The sequence below is a fragment of the Phaeacidiphilus oryzae TH49 genome, from assembly GCF_000744815.1.
GTDB classification, from domain to species: domain Bacteria; phylum Actinomycetota; class Actinomycetes; order Streptomycetales; family Streptomycetaceae; genus Phaeacidiphilus; species Phaeacidiphilus oryzae.
On the sequence record NZ_JQMQ01000005.1, the window covers coordinates 4,541,744 to 4,558,919 of the forward strand.

Sequence of the window (17,176 nt, forward strand, 5' to 3'; positions counted from 1 at the left end):
GACCGTCCGCCAGAGGATCGTCCAGGTCCGGCGCAGCGGCCCTTTCCGCGGCCTGCCCGGCCGGCCCCGCCGGAACGGCGGCTCCCGCCGCTGCGGCGGCTCCCGCGCCGGAGAGCAGAACCGCCGCTGCCACCGGCGGCCGCCGCCCCCTGACGGGGCGACAACTCCGGTGGCAGCGGCGGTTCGTCGGGCGGCGGGGGAGGGGTGGCCATGCGACCAGGCTCCGCCCGGCGCGGGCGCCCCGCTCGCGGGGCGTGCTCCGTCTGACGGAGCGTTAGCCCAACCGGACGCGCGCCCCGGCTCGGCCTCAGTTGGAGAAGCTCGGCACCTTGGTGTCGTTCTTGAAGGCGTCGAAGACCTGGTTCGCCTCGGACATGTTCCACTTCACCGCGTCGCCGTCGGTCGGGGTGTAGTAGTTGGCGTCCGCGATCGGCACGGTGATGGTCTTGCCGTTGCCGCTGTTCAGGCCCTTCATGGCGAAGAACATCCGGCCGAGGTCGTAGAGCCCGGTGCCGTTGTCCACGGTCAGCATGCCGAGACCGGCGCTCATCGTCGGGTAGAGGGTGAACGGGTTCAGCATGACGCCGGGCGAGGTCGCCTTCTTGCCCAGCGCGGCCAGGAACTGCTGCTGGTGCTGCATCCGGCCGAGGTCCTGGGTGGCCTCCTGGTGCCGCTCGCGGACGAAGGCCAGCGCCTGCGCGCCGTTCAGGGTCTGGCAGCCGGCCTTGAGGTCGGCGCCGGACGCCGTGTCGTGGATCGCCTTCGGCAGGCACATGTCCACGCCGCCGATCGCGTCGGTGACGGAGACGAAGCCGTTGAAGCCGATCTCGGCGTAGTGGTCGATGTGGACGCCGGTGTTGTACTCGACGGTCTGCACCATCAGCTTGCCGCCGCCCTCGGCGTAGGCCGCGTTGATCTTGTGCTTGGCCGCCGAGTGCTGCACGCCCTTGCTGTCCGTCCAGGCCGGGATCGTGACGTAGGAGTCACGCGGGATGGACATCAGGGTGTTCCCGTTGCCGCCGATGTGCAGCACCATCATCGAGTCGGTGCGGGAGCCCGAGGCGTAGCCGGTGTGCAGCGCCTTCATCTGGGCGTCCGTCATCCCCTGGCGGGCGTCCGAGCCGACGATCAGCCAGTTGGTGCCCTTACCCGCCGGCGGCCGGCCGGAGTACGAGGCCAGCACGTCCTGCCGGTTGAGCTTGGAGTCGGCCCAGAAGTAGGTGCCCACCGCCACCGCGATGATCAGCACCACCAGGGTGACGATCGTGTTCCGCACCCGGTGCCGGCGGCGCGGCGGGTAGCCCCCGCCGCCTCCGCCCGCGGGCGGGCGCGGGCCCGGCCCGCCCGGCTGCCCGTACGGGTCGCCGTGCGGGGCCCCGTAGGGGTCGCTCGCCGGGCGCGGCGGCGGGGTGCCCATGCGGCCGCGCGGGTTCAGCTCGGGCGGGAGCGTGGGCTCACCGGCTGCTCCAGACCGCCCCGCGTACCCGGCGGTCGGGCGGTCGTATCCGCCCTGGTTCCATCCGTCACGCCTCTCGTTCATGGCGGAGAGCATGCCCCATGTCCCTCTGTACGCCACAGTCAGGGACGAGAACGGGCCGGAGCTGTAGCAATTCTGATGCAGAAGGAGGCAGGCCCGGCACAACTCGGGCACGCCATCCGGACAACCCGGGTGGCCGGGATCACGCCGGGGTGGGGCTAGCCCCCGGGTCGGCTCAGGGGTGGCCCCCGGGGCGAATCGGGGCTCTTCCCCATCGTCCCGGCGTCCGCCGGACGGAAGGCTGAAGGGGATCGCAGCAGACCGTTCACCGAGGAGGGGGCCGTGAACGCTTCCGTACCCGCGTCCGTCCGCGCAGCCGCGACCGGAGGGGCAGCCGCAACCGGAGGGGTGCCCGCGACCGCGCCCGCGCTCGCCCCGACCGCCGCCGCGGGTGCCGGGCGGGGGCCCGGCGCCTTCGCCGCCCGCGGCCGCCGAATGAGCAAGGCCTACGGCTCCGGCGAGGCCCGGGTGGTCGCCCTGGCCGAGGTCGACGTGGACATCCCGCGCGGCCGGTTCACCGCCGTGATGGGCCCCTCGGGCTCCGGGAAGTCCACCCTGATGCACTGCCTGGCCGGCCTGGACGGGGTGGACTCGGGCCGGATCTGGATCGGCGACACGGAGATCGGCGGGCTCAGCGACCGCCGGCTGACCCGGCTCCGCCGGGACCGGGTGGGCTTCGTCTTCCAGGCCTTCAACCTGCTGCCGACGCTCAACGCGCTGGAGAACATCACCCTGCCGCTGGACCTGGCCGGCCGCCGCCCGGACCGGGACTGGCTGGACACCGTGATCGACACCGTCGGCCTGCGGGACCGGCTGAAGCACCGGCCGAACCAGCTCTCCGGCGGGCAGCAGCAGCGGGTGGCCGTCGCCCGCGCGCTGGCCTCCCGGCCCGAGATCGTCTTCGGCGACGAGCCGACCGGCAACCTGGACTCCCGCTCCGGCGGCGAGGTGCTCGGCTTCCTCCGGCGCAGCGTGGACGAGCTGGGCCAGACCGTGGTGATGGTCACCCACGACCCGGTCGCCGCCGGCTACGCGGACCGGGTGCTCTTCCTCGCCGACGGCCGGATCGTCGACGAGATGCCCGCGCCGACCGCCGAGGCGGTCCTGGACCGGATGCGCGACCTCGGCGGTGCCGAGGGAGGCGGCAGGCCATGATCCGGACCGCGCTGCGCAACCTCTTCGCCCACAAGGGCCGGGTGGCCCTCTCGCTGATCGCCGTGGCGATCTCGGTGGCCTTCGTCTCCGGAACGCTGATCTTCACCGGCACGGTCAACGCCACCTTCGACCGTCTCTTCACCGCCACCTCGGCCGATGTGACCGTCCATCCGAAACAGGCCGCGGCCGGCTCCGCCGCCTCCCGCACCACCGACGGCGGCCAGTCCCTGCTGCCCGCCGCGCTGGTCCGGCGGATCGCGGGCGCCCCCGGCGTGGCCGCCGCCCACGGCGAGGTCTCCACCACCCGGCTGTCCGTCACGGACACCCGCGGGAACCGGATCGGCCCCACCGGCGGCGCCCCCACCATCGGCTCCGACTGGGATCCCTCCCGCCGTCAGCCGGCCGCCCTCACCTCGGGCCGCGCGCCGAGCGGCGCCGGCCAGGTGCTGGTGGACTCCGACACCGTGGCGGCCCACCACCTGGTGATCGGCGACCGCCTGGTCGCGGTCACCCCGTACGGCTCCTTCCCGGAGACCGTCACCGGCATCGTCACCTTCACCACCGCCAATCCGGGGGCCGGCCTCTTCGTCTTCGACGGCGCCGCCGCGCAGCGGCAGCTCCTCGGCCGCCCGGGGGTGTACAACGACATCGCGGTGGACGCCGCGGCCGGCCACAGCGACCAGCAGGTGCGGGACGCGGTCGAGCGGGCGATCGGCGGCGGCTACACCGTCCGCACCCGCGCCCAGGAGACCGCCGACCAGCAGAGCCAGATCGGCTCCTCGCTCGGCGTGCTCAGGGGGGCCATGCTCGGCTTCGCCGGGATCGCGGTGCTGGCCGGCGTCTTCCTGATCTTCAACACCTTCTCCATGCTGGTCGCCCAGCGCACCCGGCAGCTCGGGCTGCTCCGCGCGATCGGCGCGGACCGGCGGCAGACCCGCCGCGGGGTGCTCGCCGAGGCGCTGCTGCTCGGCGCCGCCGGCTCGGCCCTCGGCGTCGGCGCCGGCATCGGGCTCTCGGTCGGCCTGATCCGGCTGATGCGGGCCAGCGGGATGAACCTCACCCTCGACCAGCTGTCCATCGGCTGGACCGCCCCGGTCGCCGGCTGTGCGGTCGGCGTCCTGGCCACCCTCGCCGCCGGGTGGATTCCGGCCCGGCGGGCCGGCCGGGTCTCCCCGGTGGAGGCCATGCGCAGCGGTGGCGGGGAGCCGGCCGGACGGCACTCCACCCGGCGGGCGGCGGTCGTCCGCGCCTGCCTCGGGCTTCTCACCACCGGCGCGGGCGGGTACGCACTGGCTCAGGCCGCGCTCGCCGAGCGCGGCGGCACCGGGGCGGCGCTCCTGGCCCTGGGCGTGGCGGCCAGCCTGATCGGTGTGGTCGTGCTGGCCCCCGTGCTCGCCGCACTGGTGATGCGGGCCCTCGGCCGGCTGCTGACCGCGCCCGCCGGCGCGGCCGGCCGGCTGGCCCAGCGCAACGTGCTGCGCAACCCGCGCCGCACCGGGGCGACCGCGGCCGCCCTGATGGTCGGGCTGGCCCTGGTGACCGGGATGTCGGTGGCCGGGAACTCGATGGTGGCCTCGGCCGGCGCGGCCATCGACCGCTCGGTCGGCGCCGACTACGTCGTCCACTCCGACGGCGGGCTGCCGATCACCCCGGCGATGGTCTCCGCCGCCCGCCGCACCCCCGGTCTCGGCCACCTCACCGAGCAGCGCGAGATCGGCGCCGTCCTGCGCACCCCGGACGGGGCCGGCGCCGGGCACGCGTACACCGTGGAGGCCTCCGACCCCAGCTTCACCCAGGACTTCCGGGTGGCGACCGACTCCGGCGACGCCACGGCCGTCTACCGGCCCGGCGGGGGGATCGTCGTCCCGCGCTCCTTCGCCGCCGCCCACCACCTGACCGTGGGGGAGAGCGTCACCGCCTCCTTCGACGGGGCGCGCCGGACCGCGGTGCTGCCGGTGGGTGCCATCGCCTCCGACACCGGCGCGCTGTACAAGGGGGCCTTCTACGTCTCCACGGCCACCCTCGAACGGTACGTTCCGGCGGACCGGCTGCCCGCGGACGACATGCTGCTGGCCGCCGCGGCCAAGGGTGCCGACCGGGGCACCGTCTACTCCGCGCTGAAGGCCGCCGAGCGGAGCTACCCCCAGCTGACCGTCGCCGACCAGGCCGACTACAAGCGCAACCTGCGGCAGCAGATCTCCTCGCTGCTCGACCTGGTCTACGGGCTGCTGGCGCTGGCCATCGTGGTGGCGGTGCTCGGCGTGGTGAACACGCTGGCGCTGTCCGCGGTCGAGCGCGGCCGGGAGATCGGGATGCTGCGGGCGGTCGGGGCGGCCCGGCGGCAGGTCCGCCGGATGTTCCGGCTGGAGGCGGTCGCGATCAGCGTCTTCGGCGCGCTGCTCGGTGTCGGCGTCGGGCTCGGCTGGGGGGTCGTCGCGCAGCGACTGCTCCGCCTCCAGGGCCTGGACGTGCTGGCCGTCCCGTGGCCCACCCTCGCCGCGGTGCTGGCCGGCTCCGCCGCGGTCGGCGTCCTCGCCGCCGTGGTCCCCGCCTGGCGCGCCGCCCGGGCCGATCCCCTGGCCGCGCTGTCGGCCGAGTGATCGCGAGCACCGCGCGCCCCGGATACCCGCCCTCGGCGCCGTATCCGGGGCGCGCCCTCGGCGCGCGGACACGGTACGGTGACCCCCGATGAACGAGAGCAGCCCGACGCAGTCGCCTTCCGCACCCAGCGTGTCCGTGATCATGCCCGTGCTCAACGAGGAGCGGCATCTTCGCACCGCCGTCACCCGGATCCTGGAGCAGGAGTACCCGGGCGACCTGGAGGTCGTCATCGCCCTCGGCCCCTCCGAGGACCGCACCGACGAGATCGCCGCCCAGCTGGTCGCCGAGACCGCCGGCACCTCCCGCGAGGTGCGGACCGTGCCCAACCCGACCGGCCGCACCCCCGCCGCGCTCAACGCGGCCATCCGCGGCTCGCGCCATCCGATCGTGGTCCGCGTCGACGGCCACGGCCTGCTGACGCCGGGTTACATCGCCACCGCCGTCCGCCTGCTGGCGGACAAGTCGGCGGCCAACGTCGGCGGCGTGATGCACGCCGAGGGCGAGACGGACTGGGAGCGGGCCGTCGCCGCCGCGATGACCTCGCGGATCGGCGTCGGCAACGCCGCCTTCCACACCGGCGGCGAGGCCGGCCCGGCGGACACCGTCTACCTCGGCGTCTTCCGCCGCAAGGTGCTGGAGCGCCTCGGCGGCTACAACGAGGAGTTCGTCCGGGCCCAGGACTGGGAGCTGAACTACCGGATCCGCCAGGACGGCGGGCTGGTCTGGTTCACCCCGGACCTGAAGGTCTCCTACCGCCCCCGCCCCTCGGTCCGCAAGCTCGCCCGCCAGTACCGGGACTACGGGCGCTGGCGCCGGGTCGTCACCCGCTACCACCGCGGCTCGGTCAACCTCCGCTACCTGGCCCCGCCGGCCGCGGTGGCCGGCTGCGCGGTCGGCCTGGTCGCGGGCGCGGTGCTGCACCCGCTCTTCCTCGTTCTCCCCGGCGGGTACGCCGCCGCGGTGCTCCTCGGCTCGCTGCGCGAGGGCCGCGGACTGCCGGCCCGGGCCCGGGCCTGGCTGCCGGTGGCGCTCGCCACCATGCACATGTCCTGGGGCTGGGGCTTTCTGACCAGCCCCCGCTCGCTGGCCCGCCGGGTGATCGCCTCCACCGCCCCCGGGCCCGGGGCGGTCTCCAACGGCCAGGCCCAGCAGCCCGTCTGACGCTCCGTCGGCTTCTGCTGACAGCGAGGAGGGCCCCCGATCCCAGCCGGGATCGGGGGCCCTCCTCGCTGTCGGAGGCCGTCAGGCCGGATCAGAAGGCGAACGCCGGGTTCACATGGGCGCACATCGTCTGGTTGCCGGACTGCTTCGGCGCGCTGGTCGGCACCGCCCCCGCGGACGGCTTCGAGCCGTAGGTGTCGCCGCTCGGCCAGTCGCCGCCGACGACCACCGTGGTCATCGTCGCCGTCGGGTCGGACTTCACCGCGGAGGCCGGCAGCTTCAGCGCGGCGGCCACCGCCTTCGCCTTGTCCTCGTCCCCGGGCGGGTAGTTCACCGTGCTGGTGGCCTGCTGCTGCGGCGCGTTGCCCGCGGTCGTCGCCAGCCGGAAGCCGTCCGCCTTCAGCGCGGTGGTGATCTGGTCGGCCCGGCCGGTGACCGTCCCGCCGTTCTCCACCTCCACGTTGACCGCGTACGCGGCCACCGAGGCGCCGCCGGAGGCCGGCCCGGAGGAGGCCGAGGACGTGGCCTTGGCCGGCTTCCCGTGCGAGTCCAGCGAGACGTCGTTGCGGATCATCGCGAAGATCTGGTCCGCGTCGCCGGGCTTGGGGATGACCCAGGCGGTGGGGTTCTGCGGGTCGGCCGCGTACGGCATGGTGAGGGTGGTCAGCCGGTCCAGCTGGAGGCCCTTCAGCTCGGTGCCGAGGCCGGCCAGCTTGGTCACCGAGTCGAGGCCGTCGTCCACCGAGAGCGCCTTGGTGGCGGCGTCCGCCAGGTCGAGCACCTTGCTGGGATCGCCCAGCGTCCCGCCGGACTTCAGCCGCCGCATCATCGAGGTCAGGTACATGTGCTGGACCTGGGTGCGGTAGAGGTCGCTGCCGTCGCCGAAGCCGTGCCGGGTGCGCAGCCACTCCAGCGCCTGCACGCCCTTGATGACGTGGTCGCCCTTGGTCAGCCGCAGATGCGAGTCCGGGTCGTAGACGTTGTTGTCCACGCAGACCGGCACCCCGCCGACGGCGTCCGCCATCGAGACCACCCCGGAGAAGTCCACCATCATGTAGTGGTTGATCGGGATCCCGGTCAGCTTGTACCAGGTGTAGACCGTGCAGGAGGGGCCGCCGCGGCTCAGCGAGGTGGTGATCTGCTGGTGCGGGGTCGCCGGGTAGACCTTGCCGGTCTTCGGGTCCTTGCACTGCGGGATGTCGACCATGGTGTCCCGCGGGATCGACAGCAGCGAGGCGTTGCTGTGGTCCGCCGAGACGTGCAGCAGCATCTCCACGTCGGCGTGGAGGGGACCGCCCACCGAGCTCTTGGCGCCGCCCAGCTTGAGGTCCTCGGCCGTGTTCCGGCTGTCCGAGCCGATCAGCAGGATGTTCAGCGCGCCGTCGCTGCTGGAGGAGGGCATGTCGCCGGCGCTGAGCGCGCCGTGCTGGATGTTGCCGTCCAGGTGCTTGACGTACAGCCAGCCGCTGACCAGGCAGATCGCCACCACCGCGGCCAGGCTCAGGGCGAGCGGCTTCAGATAGCGCCGGCCGCCGGCCGCCGCGCGGCCGCGACCGCTGCCCCGGCCGCGCCCGGCGCTGCGTCCGCGCCCACCGCCGCTCCCCCGCGGCCGTGGCCGCCGCCTCCGCCGCGGCCGTGTCCGGCCCCGCCAGGCCCGCCGCGCCCGCCGGCGGAGCGGGAGGGCTGCCGGGAGACCGCGGGGACGGCGATCGTGCTGCCCACCCCCGAGTCGTACGGCTCGTCGCCGTACGGCGGTCCGCCCGGTCCGCCCGGTCCACCGGGCCCGCCGCCGTGCCGGGCCGTCGAGGGGGAGTGGCCGCCGGCTCGCCCGGGGCGCGGCGACCGGCGGGCGGGGGAGGGGCCGTGCGGCGGGCACCGCGTCCAGCCGCGCGCGCCGGCCCGGCTGCCGCGCGGCGGCCGGGCCGGGGCGGGGCGAATTCGTTCTCGTCCGTGCTCATCTGCGCGCGGGCTGCCCTTTCCTGACGTTTTCGACGAATGCTGTGCTGCTGTGCTCCGACGCCCGCCCGCCCCCCGGCGGCCTGGAGCCGCCGGCGGACCGGCGCCCGGTCAGCCGGAGGCGGCCGGGCAGCCGCCGGCGGGCTGCGCCAGCGGCTTGCCGACCCCGCGGAAGTCCTGACCGAGAGTCAGCACCATGGGGGTGCGGGGACCCGTGTCCTTCCCGGTGGCGTGCAGCGCGGACGCGGGCAGGCGCATCGCGGCCACCAGGGTGCGCGCCTGGTCCGCATGCGCCGGTGCGTACACCAGGGAGGTGTGCGCCTGTACCGAGGCCGGCCCGCCGTTGCTGGTGCGCAGGTAGCCCTGGTGGTTCTGCATCCAGGTGAGGACGGTCTCCGCCTGACCGAAGGCACCGCTGCCGTTGAGCACGGTCACCCGGACGTCGATCGGGGCCGCGTCGGGACCGGGGGGAAGCGCCGGGGCGGAGGCCGTGGCGGAGGTCGTCGCGGGGGCCCGGCAGCTCGCACCGGTGCCGCCCTTGGCGGCGTCGCCTCCGGCCGCCGCCTTGCCCGCGGCGCCCGAGGAGATCCCGGAGACGGAGGCCGATCCGGCGGCCCCGGCCGACGCCGGCGGTGTCCCGCCGCCCCGCAGGAAGAGGACGCAGACCGCCGCGACCACCACCGCCAGGAAGCCGAAGGCGGCGGTCAGCCAGGCACCGGTCCGCGCCTTCCGCGCGGCCAGCGCCCGCCGCCGGGCCAGCCGGCCCCGGGCCGCGGGGCGCCGAGCGGCGCCCCCTCGGCGAACTCGGCCTGCCCGCCACGGCCGCCGGACGCGCCGAAAGCGGCGGAGGCCCCGGGCTCGGCGTGAGCGCCGGGCTCTGCATGAGCGCCCGGGTCGCTGTGAACGCCGGGCTCGCCGTGAAGGCCGGGCCCGGCATGAGCGCCCGGGACGCCGTGAGCGCCAAGCTCGGCGTGAGCGCCCGGCTCGCCGTGAAGGCCGGTTTCGCCGTGGGCGCCGCGCGTGCCCGGCGTGGCGGGCGGTCCGAGTGCGCCGGGGTCCGTCTGGGCCCAGCCGGGGCCCTTCGGGTACGCGGCGCCGGTCCGCGGCTGCCGGTGGGCGGGTGGCGTCACGGGGGGGTCTGCGTCGAGCGGGTTCACCCCTGTCCCTCCACGTGCCGTGCTTGCGGTATGCCTCTCCACCCTCCCCCGAGTCCGCCTGGCGCGGGGGCCCTCCGGCGCCACCCTAACCGCCCGATCCCCCGCCTCCCCGGATCGGTGACAAATTCCACCCCTCACTCGCCCTTTGAGTTTGCCGCTACTTGCCGCAGATGTCCTGGTTCGCCACCCGTCCGCTGTATGCCGACGGTGACGGCGAGGGCGTCCCCGAGACAGATGGTGACGCAGTGTCACTCACTCCCTGCGCCCCCCGAGTGGGGGACAGCATCCCGGACGTTGACGCGGAGATCGAGCCGGAGGCCGAAGCCGAAGCCGAAGCCGAGGCCGAGGCGGAGCCCGAGGCCGTCGCCCCGGCCACGGCCGCAGGCGTCACCGGCTGATCGTTCCGCAGCTCGTTCCACAGGTCGGTCGCGGCCGGCTCGGTGAACTGCAGCCGGTTCGGGTCCGGCGGGTACTGCTCCACCGGGGCGGTGATGAAGACGGTCTGTCCGGCCGAGGTCGACTTCAGGCTGCGGGCCAGCGAGTACAGCTTCTCCAGGCTGTCCAGGCCGGGGTCGACGGTCAGCGCGGAGGTGGCGGCGTCCAGCAGCGGGATCAGCTTCGTCGGGTTGAGCAGCACCCCGGTGTTCTCCGCCGACTGCACCAGGGAGGAGAGGAACTCCTGCTGGCGGCCGATCCGCTCGGTGTCCGTGCCGTCGCCGAGGGAGTAGCGGACCCGGACGAAGCCGAGCGCCTGGGACCCGTCCAGGTGCTGGCGGCCGGCCGGCAGGTTCAGCTTGGCGTCCTTGTCGTTCACCGGCTGGGAGAGGCAGACGTCCACCCCGCCCATCGCGTCCACCATCTTCTTGAAGCCGGTGAAGTCGACCACCATGAAGTGGTCGATCCGGATCCCGGTCGCCTGCTCCACGGTGCGGATCGTGCAGGCCGTGCCGCCGTTGGAGTAGGCCCAGTTGAACTGGGCGTGCTCCGGCAGGGTGTGCTTCCCGTCCGGCAGCTGGCAGGCGGGGATCCGCACCATCGTGTCGCGCGGGATGCTCACCGCGGTGACGTGCCGGCGATCGGCGGAGAGGTGCAGCAGGATCGTGGTGTCCGAGCGGGCGCCCGAGCCGGCGTCCCCGTACTGGGCGTTGGCGCCGTCCCGGTTGTCCGAGCCGATCAGCAGGATGTTCTCGGCGTGCTCGGCGCCGGCCGCGACGGTCGGCCGGGCCTGCGGCGGGCCGAGGAGCTTCTCGGTCGTCGAGTCGGCCTTGATGTTCCCGCTGAACCTGTTGTACGCGTACCAGACCGCGCCCGTGACGACGACGATGATCAGGGCGAGGGTCCCCGCGGTCCAGGCCAGGATCCGTCGGCGGCGCCGGCGGCGGGGGCGGGGAGCGGGGTGCGCTCCGGGGTGCTCGGCCGGCTGCTCTGCCGACTGCTCGGCCGGCTGCTCCGCCGGCTGCTCGGGCGACTGCTCTGCGGGGTGCTCCGTGGCGCCGCCCTGCTCGGGCTGCTGGGGTCGATCCGGTATCGGCTCGGGTCCTTCGCTGCTCACGTCGCTTCCCGTCTTCTCGTCGCGGTCCGGATCGGATCCACGGTGTGGGACCGTCCGCTGGACAAGAGGGTTGTGCGCACCTCGCAATGATTTCCGAAAAGCCCCTTGAATCGGTGCCGATGTCCGTACCGATGCTCGCCTGCCCCTGGCCGGGACGCCTACGCACTGCCCCGAATGGGTTACTCCCCGCGTCTACGCGCCTGCTCGGAACGGGTGCGCAGGCAAGCCGACGGGCCGGGCCGCGGCAGCGGTCCGGCCCGTGGTGGGAGGCATGATCCGGAGTCCCCTCCGGCGGGGGGTCACCCGAAGCGGTGGGTCACCCGCTCCGCGGCGGCCCGCTCGTCCAGCGACGGATCGCCGGCCGGAGCCGAGTGACGGCAGAGCACCACCGATGCGCCGGCGGCCAGTGGCGCAAGCAGTCCGGCGGTCATTCCCTCCCAGGTGTCGAACGGCAGGGTGCTCAGCACCCGCGAGCCCGGCGCCAGCCCGAGCTCCGCCGCCCGCTCGATCGCCCCCGCGGTGACCTGGGCGCCGGTCAGCACGGCCCCGTCGATCTCCAGCGCGGGCCGGTCCGGGTCGACCGGGGCGTACGGCACGAAGCGGTCGCCCTGGGCGGGCACCTCGGTGGCGTAGTCCAGGAAGCCGGGCGGCAGCTGCGGGAAGCGCGCGCCCAGCGGGCGCAGCGCGAGCGCCACCCGCTCGCCGGGGCACTCCGCGGCCGCGTCCAGCGTGTCGGGGCCGCTGACCGCCAGATCGGCCTCGGCCGGGTCCCCGCCCATGCAGGCGTTGACGCCCACCGACCAGCAGGCCAGCAGCCAGATCGCGGTCTGCCAGTGCGCCGGCAGCAGCACCGCGGCCCGGTCGCCGGGCGCGGCCGAGAGGTCGTCCTGGAGCAGGTTGGCGGTCTTGGCGACCCAGTTGTCCAGCGTCTTGACGGAGAGCTCGACTCTCTCGCCCGACGCGTCGTCGTAGAAGGTGACGATCGGCCGCGCCGGGTCGACCTCGAGTGAGGACCGCAGCAGGTCGGCAGGAGTCTGCGCACCGCCGCCAGCGCCCAGGGGGGGCTGGGAGTTGCCCCCAGCGAAAGTCTCGTTCTGGCTCATGGTGCGCTCCACCCTAGCCCGTACTTCTTATGGCCTCGCGCAGGTGTGCGGGGGGCCCGCGGAAGGAACGGTGCGCGCGGGGGCGCGTGCGCCGTAGCGCGCGACCTGGGACCGGTTCTGAGGTGGCGTCAGTTTGGATAAAGGTTCAATATCCTATTTATGAGCATTCGCCCCGTCTTGCCCCTGAGTGCCTCCGCGCTGGTGCTGACCATCGGCGCCGCCGTGGCCTGCTCCTCCGTCGCGGTCGGCGCGACCGATGCGGCAAACGCAGCCGTCCGCTCGTCCGCTGACGACGCGTCAGGCGCCGCCGCCTCCGCCGCCATCCCCGGCAGTACCACCACCCTCTCCCTCGCGGGCGCGGCCGGCCCCGCCGCCGTCGCCGGCACGGCCACCCGCCGGGCGCTGCCCACCGCGACCGCGACCCTCACCGCGACCCCCACCGCTGCCTCCTCCGCGGCGCGGGACCTGCGCACCGACATCGGCCACCGCTTCTCCCTGGTCGGCGTGACCTGGAACGACCCCCGCGCCGGCCTCGCCGACCTGATCCGGTTCAGCGTCCGCGACCACGCCACCGGCCGCTGGAGCGGCTGGGAGCCGCTGCCCTCCGCTGACGACGACCGGCCGGACGGCGACTCCGCCGAGGCCACCGCCCCAGGGGTGCGCGGCGGCGGAGCGCCGATGTGGGTCGGCGACTCGGACGGCATCCGGGTCCGACTGGTGCCGCCGGCGAGTGGCGGCTCCAGGGCGCTGCCGGCCGGCCTCCGCCTCGACCTGGTCGACCCCGGTCAGGCCCCGCCGCCCCCGCCCGTGGCCGGCCCGTCCACCCGGGCGGCCCAGCCGCGCGCGGTCAAGCCCCGCGCGGCGAAGCTCTCCAGCTCGGCGATCGCCCCGCTGATGGTCTCCCGCGCCGGCTGGGGCGCCGACGAGAAGATGCGCGAGAAGACCCTCCAGTACACCGGCGCGGTCCACGCGGTCTTCATCCACCACACCGACACCGGCAACGGCTACTCCTGCGCCCAGGCCCCGGCGGTGATCCGGTCGATCTACCGCTACCACGTGAAGAGCCTCCACTGGGCGGACATCGGCTACAACTTCCTGGTCGACAAGTGCGGAACGGTCTACGAGGGCCGCGCGGGCGGCGTCGACCGGAGCGTCCACGGCGCCCACACCCTGGGCTTCAACACCGACACCGTCGGCGTGGCCGCCATCGGCACCTTCACCTCGGGCAAGGTCCCCAAGGCCATGCTGGACGCGCTCGCCCGGATCGCCGCCTGGAAGCTCAGCCCGGCGCACATCTCGCCGACGTCCAAGGTGACCCTGGTCTCCGGCGACTCCGGGTCGCGCTACCCGAAGGGCCGGAAGGTCGCCTTCTACGCGGTCTCCGGCCACCGCGACGCCGTCGCCACCGAGTGCCCGGGCGCCTCGCTCTACGCCGACCTGCCCTCGATCCGGGGCGCCGCCGCGCGCATCCAGGCCGGCGCGGCCAAGGCCGCCCCGGTGCCGGCCTAGGCCCCCGGACCCGGACGGCTGCCGGGGTCCAGCCGGGCCCGGGACCGGGACCGGGACCGGGTAGCCTCTCCGGGTGACCCAGCCCTCGACCGCCCCCGCCGGCCCCCGGGCTCCGCGCGCACGCGCAGCTGGCGGCCGCCGTACGAGGTGGACCTGGGCCTCACTCTGGGCCCGCTGCGCCGGGGGACCGGCGACCCCGCCCACCGCGCCACGTCCGACGGCGCGGTCTGGCGGGCCTCCCGCACCCCGGCCGGGCCCGGCACGCTGCGCCTCGCCGTCCGCGCCGCCGACGGCACGGTCGAGGGCCGCGCCTGGGGCCCCGGCGCGGACTGGCTGCTGGACCGGATGCCGGCCCTCCTCGGCGCCGATGACGACCCGTCAGGCTTCGACCCGTCCGCCCACCCGTTCCTCCGCGCGGCCCACCGCCGCCACCCCGACCTGCGGCTGGGCCGCACCGGGTTGGTGATGGAGTCGCTGATCCCGGCCGTCCTGGAGCAGAAGGTCACCACCACCGAGGCGTACCGGGGCTGGCGGCTGCTGCTCCACCGCTACGGCGAGCCGGCGCCCGGGCCGGCGCCGGCCGACCCAGTCGGCCGCCCGATGCGGGTGCCGCCCAAGGCGCGCGACTGGGCGGCGATCCCGTCCTGGGAATGGCACCGGGCGGGCGTCGACTCCAAGCGCGCCGGCACCGTGCTGCGCGCGGTCCGGCTGGCCCCCGGCTGGAGGAGGCCTCCGTCCTCGGCCACGAGGCGGCCCGCGCCCGGCTCACCTCCGTGCCCGGCATCGGCGTGTGGACCTTCGCCGAGACCGTTCAGCGCTGCAACGGCGACCCCGACGCGGTCTCGATCGGCGACCTCCACCTCCCCCACACGGTCGGCTGGAACCTCGCGGGCCGCGAACGCACCGACGACGCCGGGATGCTGGCCCTCCTGGCCCCCTGGTCGGGTCACCGCTTCCGCGCCTGCCGCCTGATCCTCCTCCACGGCCGGGCCGCGCCCCGACACGCGCCCCGCTTCGCCCCGCGCGACTACCGCCACATCTGACCGCCCCCCGTACCCGCGCCTTCGGCACTGCCCCTCCGCGGCGGCCGGGCCCCGGGAGACGGGCAGGGCCCTACCGGACCTCGATGAAGGAGTCCGCGCTCCGCGCCGGACGCGGCTTCGCCGGGGCAGCCGGCCGTCCCACCGCGATCGCCCCCATCGGGTCCCACGCCTCAGGCAGCGCCAGCACCTCCCGCACGGTCTCCCGGCAGAACATCGTCGAGGAGACCCAGGCCGATCCCAGCCCTTCCCCCGCCAGCGTCACCAGCAGGTTCTCCACCGCCGCCCCCACCGCGACGACGAACATCTCCCGCTCCGCCGCCGCCCGCCGCGCGTCCGGATAGCCGTGAGCACCCCCTTCGGCGCCCGCCACCAGGCACGGCACCACCAGGTACGGCGCCCCGCGCAGCACGTCCCCGCGCCGGGTCCGCCGGGCGATCCGCTCCTCGTCCCACCCGTCGATCTCCGCGAGGTCCCGCCGCCAGGCCGCCAGCATCGAGTCCAGGAGCCGCGTCCGCGCCTCCGCCGACTCGACCAGCACGAACCGCCACGGAGTGGTGTGGTGGGGGGCCGGCGCGGTGACCGCCGCCGCGACCGCCCGCCGTACCGCCGCGCCGTCGACCGGCTCGTCGGTGAACTCCCGTACGGTCCGCCGCTGGAGCACCGCCTCCCGGATCGCCTCGCTCGTCCCGAGCCGGAACATGTCCGAGGCGGCGTCCCGGGCCACCGGCCGTGCGCCCGGCCCGTCCTCACGGGTGGTCAGATGGGCGAGCCCGCGCACCACCGCCACAGGCAGCTGCTCGACCTTGCCCTTGACCAGGTCTCCTGCGCCGGCCAGCTCGTCCGCGGAGGCGGTGACGGTCAGCGCCAGCTCGTTGCCGAACGGGTCCACGTCCCCCCGCCGGTCCTCCAGCGCCCGCAGCCCCGCGGCCCCGATCGCGACATCCGTCAGCCCGTTCCGCCAAGGGCGCCCGAAGGTGTCGGTCACCACCACGCCCACCTCGACGCCGAGCAGCTCGCGCAGCCCCGCGCGGACCCCCCGGGCCGAGGCGTCCGGGTCCTCCGGCAGCAGCAGCACGGTCCCCGGCGCGGTGTTGGACGCGTCCACCCCGGCCGCGGCCATCACGAAGCCCTGCCGGTTCTGCACGATCCGGGTCGGGCCCCGCCGTGCCACCAGGCGCACCGTTTCGGCGTCGATCGCCTCCTCGCGGTCGTCGGCGGCGACCAGCCGGCCCTCCGCCTTGCTCACGATCTTCGAGGTGACGACGAGGACGTCCCCGTCCTCCAGCGGCTCGCCGCTCTCGCCGACCGAGGCGGCGATCAGCTTGGCCAGGTCGTCGCCCTCGCGGACCTCGGGGATCCCGGGCAGCGCCCAGACCCGGAAGGCCGTCTGACGGTCCGTGAGTCCGTCGCCCATCAGCCGCGCACCTCCGCCGCCAGCGCCAGCGCCGCGCGCGCCATCTCGGCGCTCGCCTCGACGCTGCTCATCCACAGCGGAACCGCCCGGCAGGCGATCCCGGCCTCCTCCACCTCGGGCACGGCGGCCGCGTCCGCGGTGTCCACCAGCCAGCCGTCCAGCAGGCCCGGCCCGTAGTGCTTGGCCACGGCCGCGGCCGTGGTCTCGACGCCCACCGCGGCCAGCACCTTGTCCGCCATCCCGCGCACCGGCGCGCCCCCGATGATCGGGGAGAGGCCGACCACCGGCGCCTCCGCCTCCACCACGGCCTGCCGGATGCCCGGCACGGCCAGCACCGTCCCGATCGACACCACCGGGTTGGACGGCGGCAGGAGGATCACGTCGGCCTCCCCGATCGCCTCGATCACCCCCGGCGCCGGCTTCGACTCCTCGGCGCCGACCGGGACGATCGCCTGCGCGTCCACCTCGGCGTGCAGCCGCACCCAGTACTCCTGGAAGTGCACCGCCCGCCGCCCGCCCGGGGCGTCCCGGTCCTCGATCAGCACATGGGTCTCGACCCGGTCGTCGGACATCGGCAGCAGCCGCACCCCCGGCTTCCAGCGCGCGCACAGGGCCTCGGTGACGGCGCTCAGCGGATAGCCGGCGGCGATCATCTGGGTGCGCACGATGTGGGTGGCGAAGTCCCGGTCGCCGAGCCCGAACCACTCCGGGCCGACGCCGTACGCCTTCATCTCCTCCTTGACCGACCAGGTCTCGGCGGCCCGGCCCCAGCCCTGCTCCTCGTTGATGCCACCGCCGAGGGTGTACATCACGGTGTCGAGGTCGGGGCAGACCTTGAGCCCGTAGAGGTGGATGTCGTCGCCGGTGTTCCCGATGACGGTGATCTCCGTCTGTTCGCCGTCGCCCGGGACGGCCTGCTTCAGGCCCCGCAGGAAGCGGGCCCCGCCGATCCCACCGGCCAATGCCACAATCCGCATGGCCCCATCCT

12 protein-coding genes and 1 pseudogene are annotated in these 17,176 nt (G+C 75.0%); 5 read left to right on the forward strand and 8 right to left on the reverse strand.

Features of this window, described 5'->3' with window-relative positions; translation table 11 throughout:
• Positions 1 to 307: 307 nt before the first annotated feature.
• Positions 308 to 1,540, reverse strand: a complete 1,233-nt coding sequence (locus BS73_RS23945) for an LCP family protein (protein ID WP_037580829.1) — start codon at positions 1,538 to 1,540, stop codon at positions 308 to 310.
• Between the two features lie 432 nt (positions 1,541 to 1,972).
• Here BS73_RS23945 and BS73_RS23950 point away from each other — a divergent pair, with 432 nt between their 5' ends.
• The 3 genes from BS73_RS23950 to BS73_RS23960 all read left to right on the forward strand — a co-directional run bounded on the left by BS73_RS23950 (position 1,973) and on the right by BS73_RS23960 (position 6,454).
• Entirely contained in the window at positions 1,973 to 2,692 is a 720-nt protein-coding gene (locus BS73_RS23950) for an ABC transporter ATP-binding protein (RefSeq protein WP_152617891.1), read from the forward strand.
• On the forward strand, positions 2,689 to 5,292 hold the full coding sequence (locus tag BS73_RS23955; protein WP_037575753.1) for an ABC transporter permease: 2,604 nt from the start codon (positions 2,689 to 2,691) through the stop codon (positions 5,290 to 5,292). The genes BS73_RS23950 and BS73_RS23955 overlap by 4 nt, the downstream gene beginning before the upstream one ends.
• Before the next feature lie 88 nt (positions 5,293 to 5,380).
• Complete coding sequence (locus tag BS73_RS23960) at positions 5,381 to 6,454, forward strand: glycosyltransferase family 2 protein (RefSeq protein WP_051940392.1); 1,074 nt, start codon at positions 5,381 to 5,383, stop codon at positions 6,452 to 6,454.
• Positions 6,455 to 6,545: 91 nt separating this feature from the next.
• On the opposite strand, the gene BS73_RS23965 is transcribed toward BS73_RS23960, so the two are convergent.
• From BS73_RS23965 to BS73_RS23985, 5 genes are all read right to left on the reverse strand, one after another.
• Positions 6,546 to 7,943: an LCP family protein gene (locus BS73_RS23965; RefSeq protein ID WP_037575757.1), complete on the reverse strand. Its 1,398-nt coding sequence runs from the start codon at positions 7,941 to 7,943 to the stop codon at positions 6,546 to 6,548.
• A 26-nt stretch (positions 7,944 to 7,969) separates the two neighbouring features.
• Positions 7,970 to 8,176, reverse strand: coding sequence for a hypothetical protein (locus tag BS73_RS39875; RefSeq protein ID WP_037575769.1), 207 nt, complete (start codon positions 8,174 to 8,176; stop codon positions 7,970 to 7,972).
• Positions 8,177 to 8,521: 345 nt separating this feature from the next.
• Positions 8,522 to 9,091, reverse strand: a complete 570-nt coding sequence (locus BS73_RS36485) for a LytR C-terminal domain-containing protein (RefSeq protein ID WP_235215508.1) — start codon at positions 9,089 to 9,091, stop codon at positions 8,522 to 8,524.
• Between the two features lie 633 nt (positions 9,092 to 9,724).
• The gene (locus BS73_RS23980) at positions 9,725 to 11,119 is read right to left on the reverse strand and encodes an LCP family protein (RefSeq protein ID WP_235215509.1); all 1,395 of its coding nucleotides are present in this window, start codon (positions 11,117 to 11,119) and stop codon (positions 9,725 to 9,727) included.
• A 299-nt stretch (positions 11,120 to 11,418) separates the two neighbouring features.
• The gene (locus tag BS73_RS23985; RefSeq protein WP_084704308.1) at positions 11,419 to 12,222 is read right to left on the reverse strand and encodes a TIGR03089 family protein; all 804 of its coding nucleotides are present in this window, start codon (positions 12,220 to 12,222) and stop codon (positions 11,419 to 11,421) included.
• A 159-nt stretch (positions 12,223 to 12,381) separates the two neighbouring features.
• Between BS73_RS23985 and BS73_RS23990 the strand changes: the two genes are divergently transcribed.
• Positions 12,382 to 13,731 (forward strand): peptidoglycan recognition protein family protein, encoded by a 1,350-nt coding sequence (locus BS73_RS23990; RefSeq protein WP_084704309.1) that lies wholly within the window; start codon positions 12,382 to 12,384, stop codon positions 13,729 to 13,731.
• A 147-nt stretch (positions 13,732 to 13,878) separates the two neighbouring features.
• Positions 13,879 to 14,774: pseudogene (locus tag BS73_RS23995) on the forward strand (DNA-3-methyladenine glycosylase family protein).
• A gap of 70 nt (positions 14,775 to 14,844) precedes the next feature.
• On the opposite strand, the gene BS73_RS24000 reads toward BS73_RS23995, so the two are convergent.
• Positions 14,845 to 16,188, reverse strand: a complete 1,344-nt coding sequence (locus BS73_RS24000) for a coenzyme F420-0:L-glutamate ligase (RefSeq protein ID WP_037575771.1) — start codon at positions 16,186 to 16,188, stop codon at positions 14,845 to 14,847.
• The gene (gene cofD / locus BS73_RS24005) at positions 16,188 to 17,165 is read right to left on the reverse strand and encodes a 2-phospho-L-lactate transferase (protein WP_037575773.1); all 978 of its coding nucleotides are present in this window, start codon (positions 17,163 to 17,165) and stop codon (positions 16,188 to 16,190) included. Before cofD ends, BS73_RS24000 begins: the two co-directional genes overlap by 1 nt.
• Between the last annotated feature and the right edge of the window lie 11 nt (positions 17,166 to 17,176).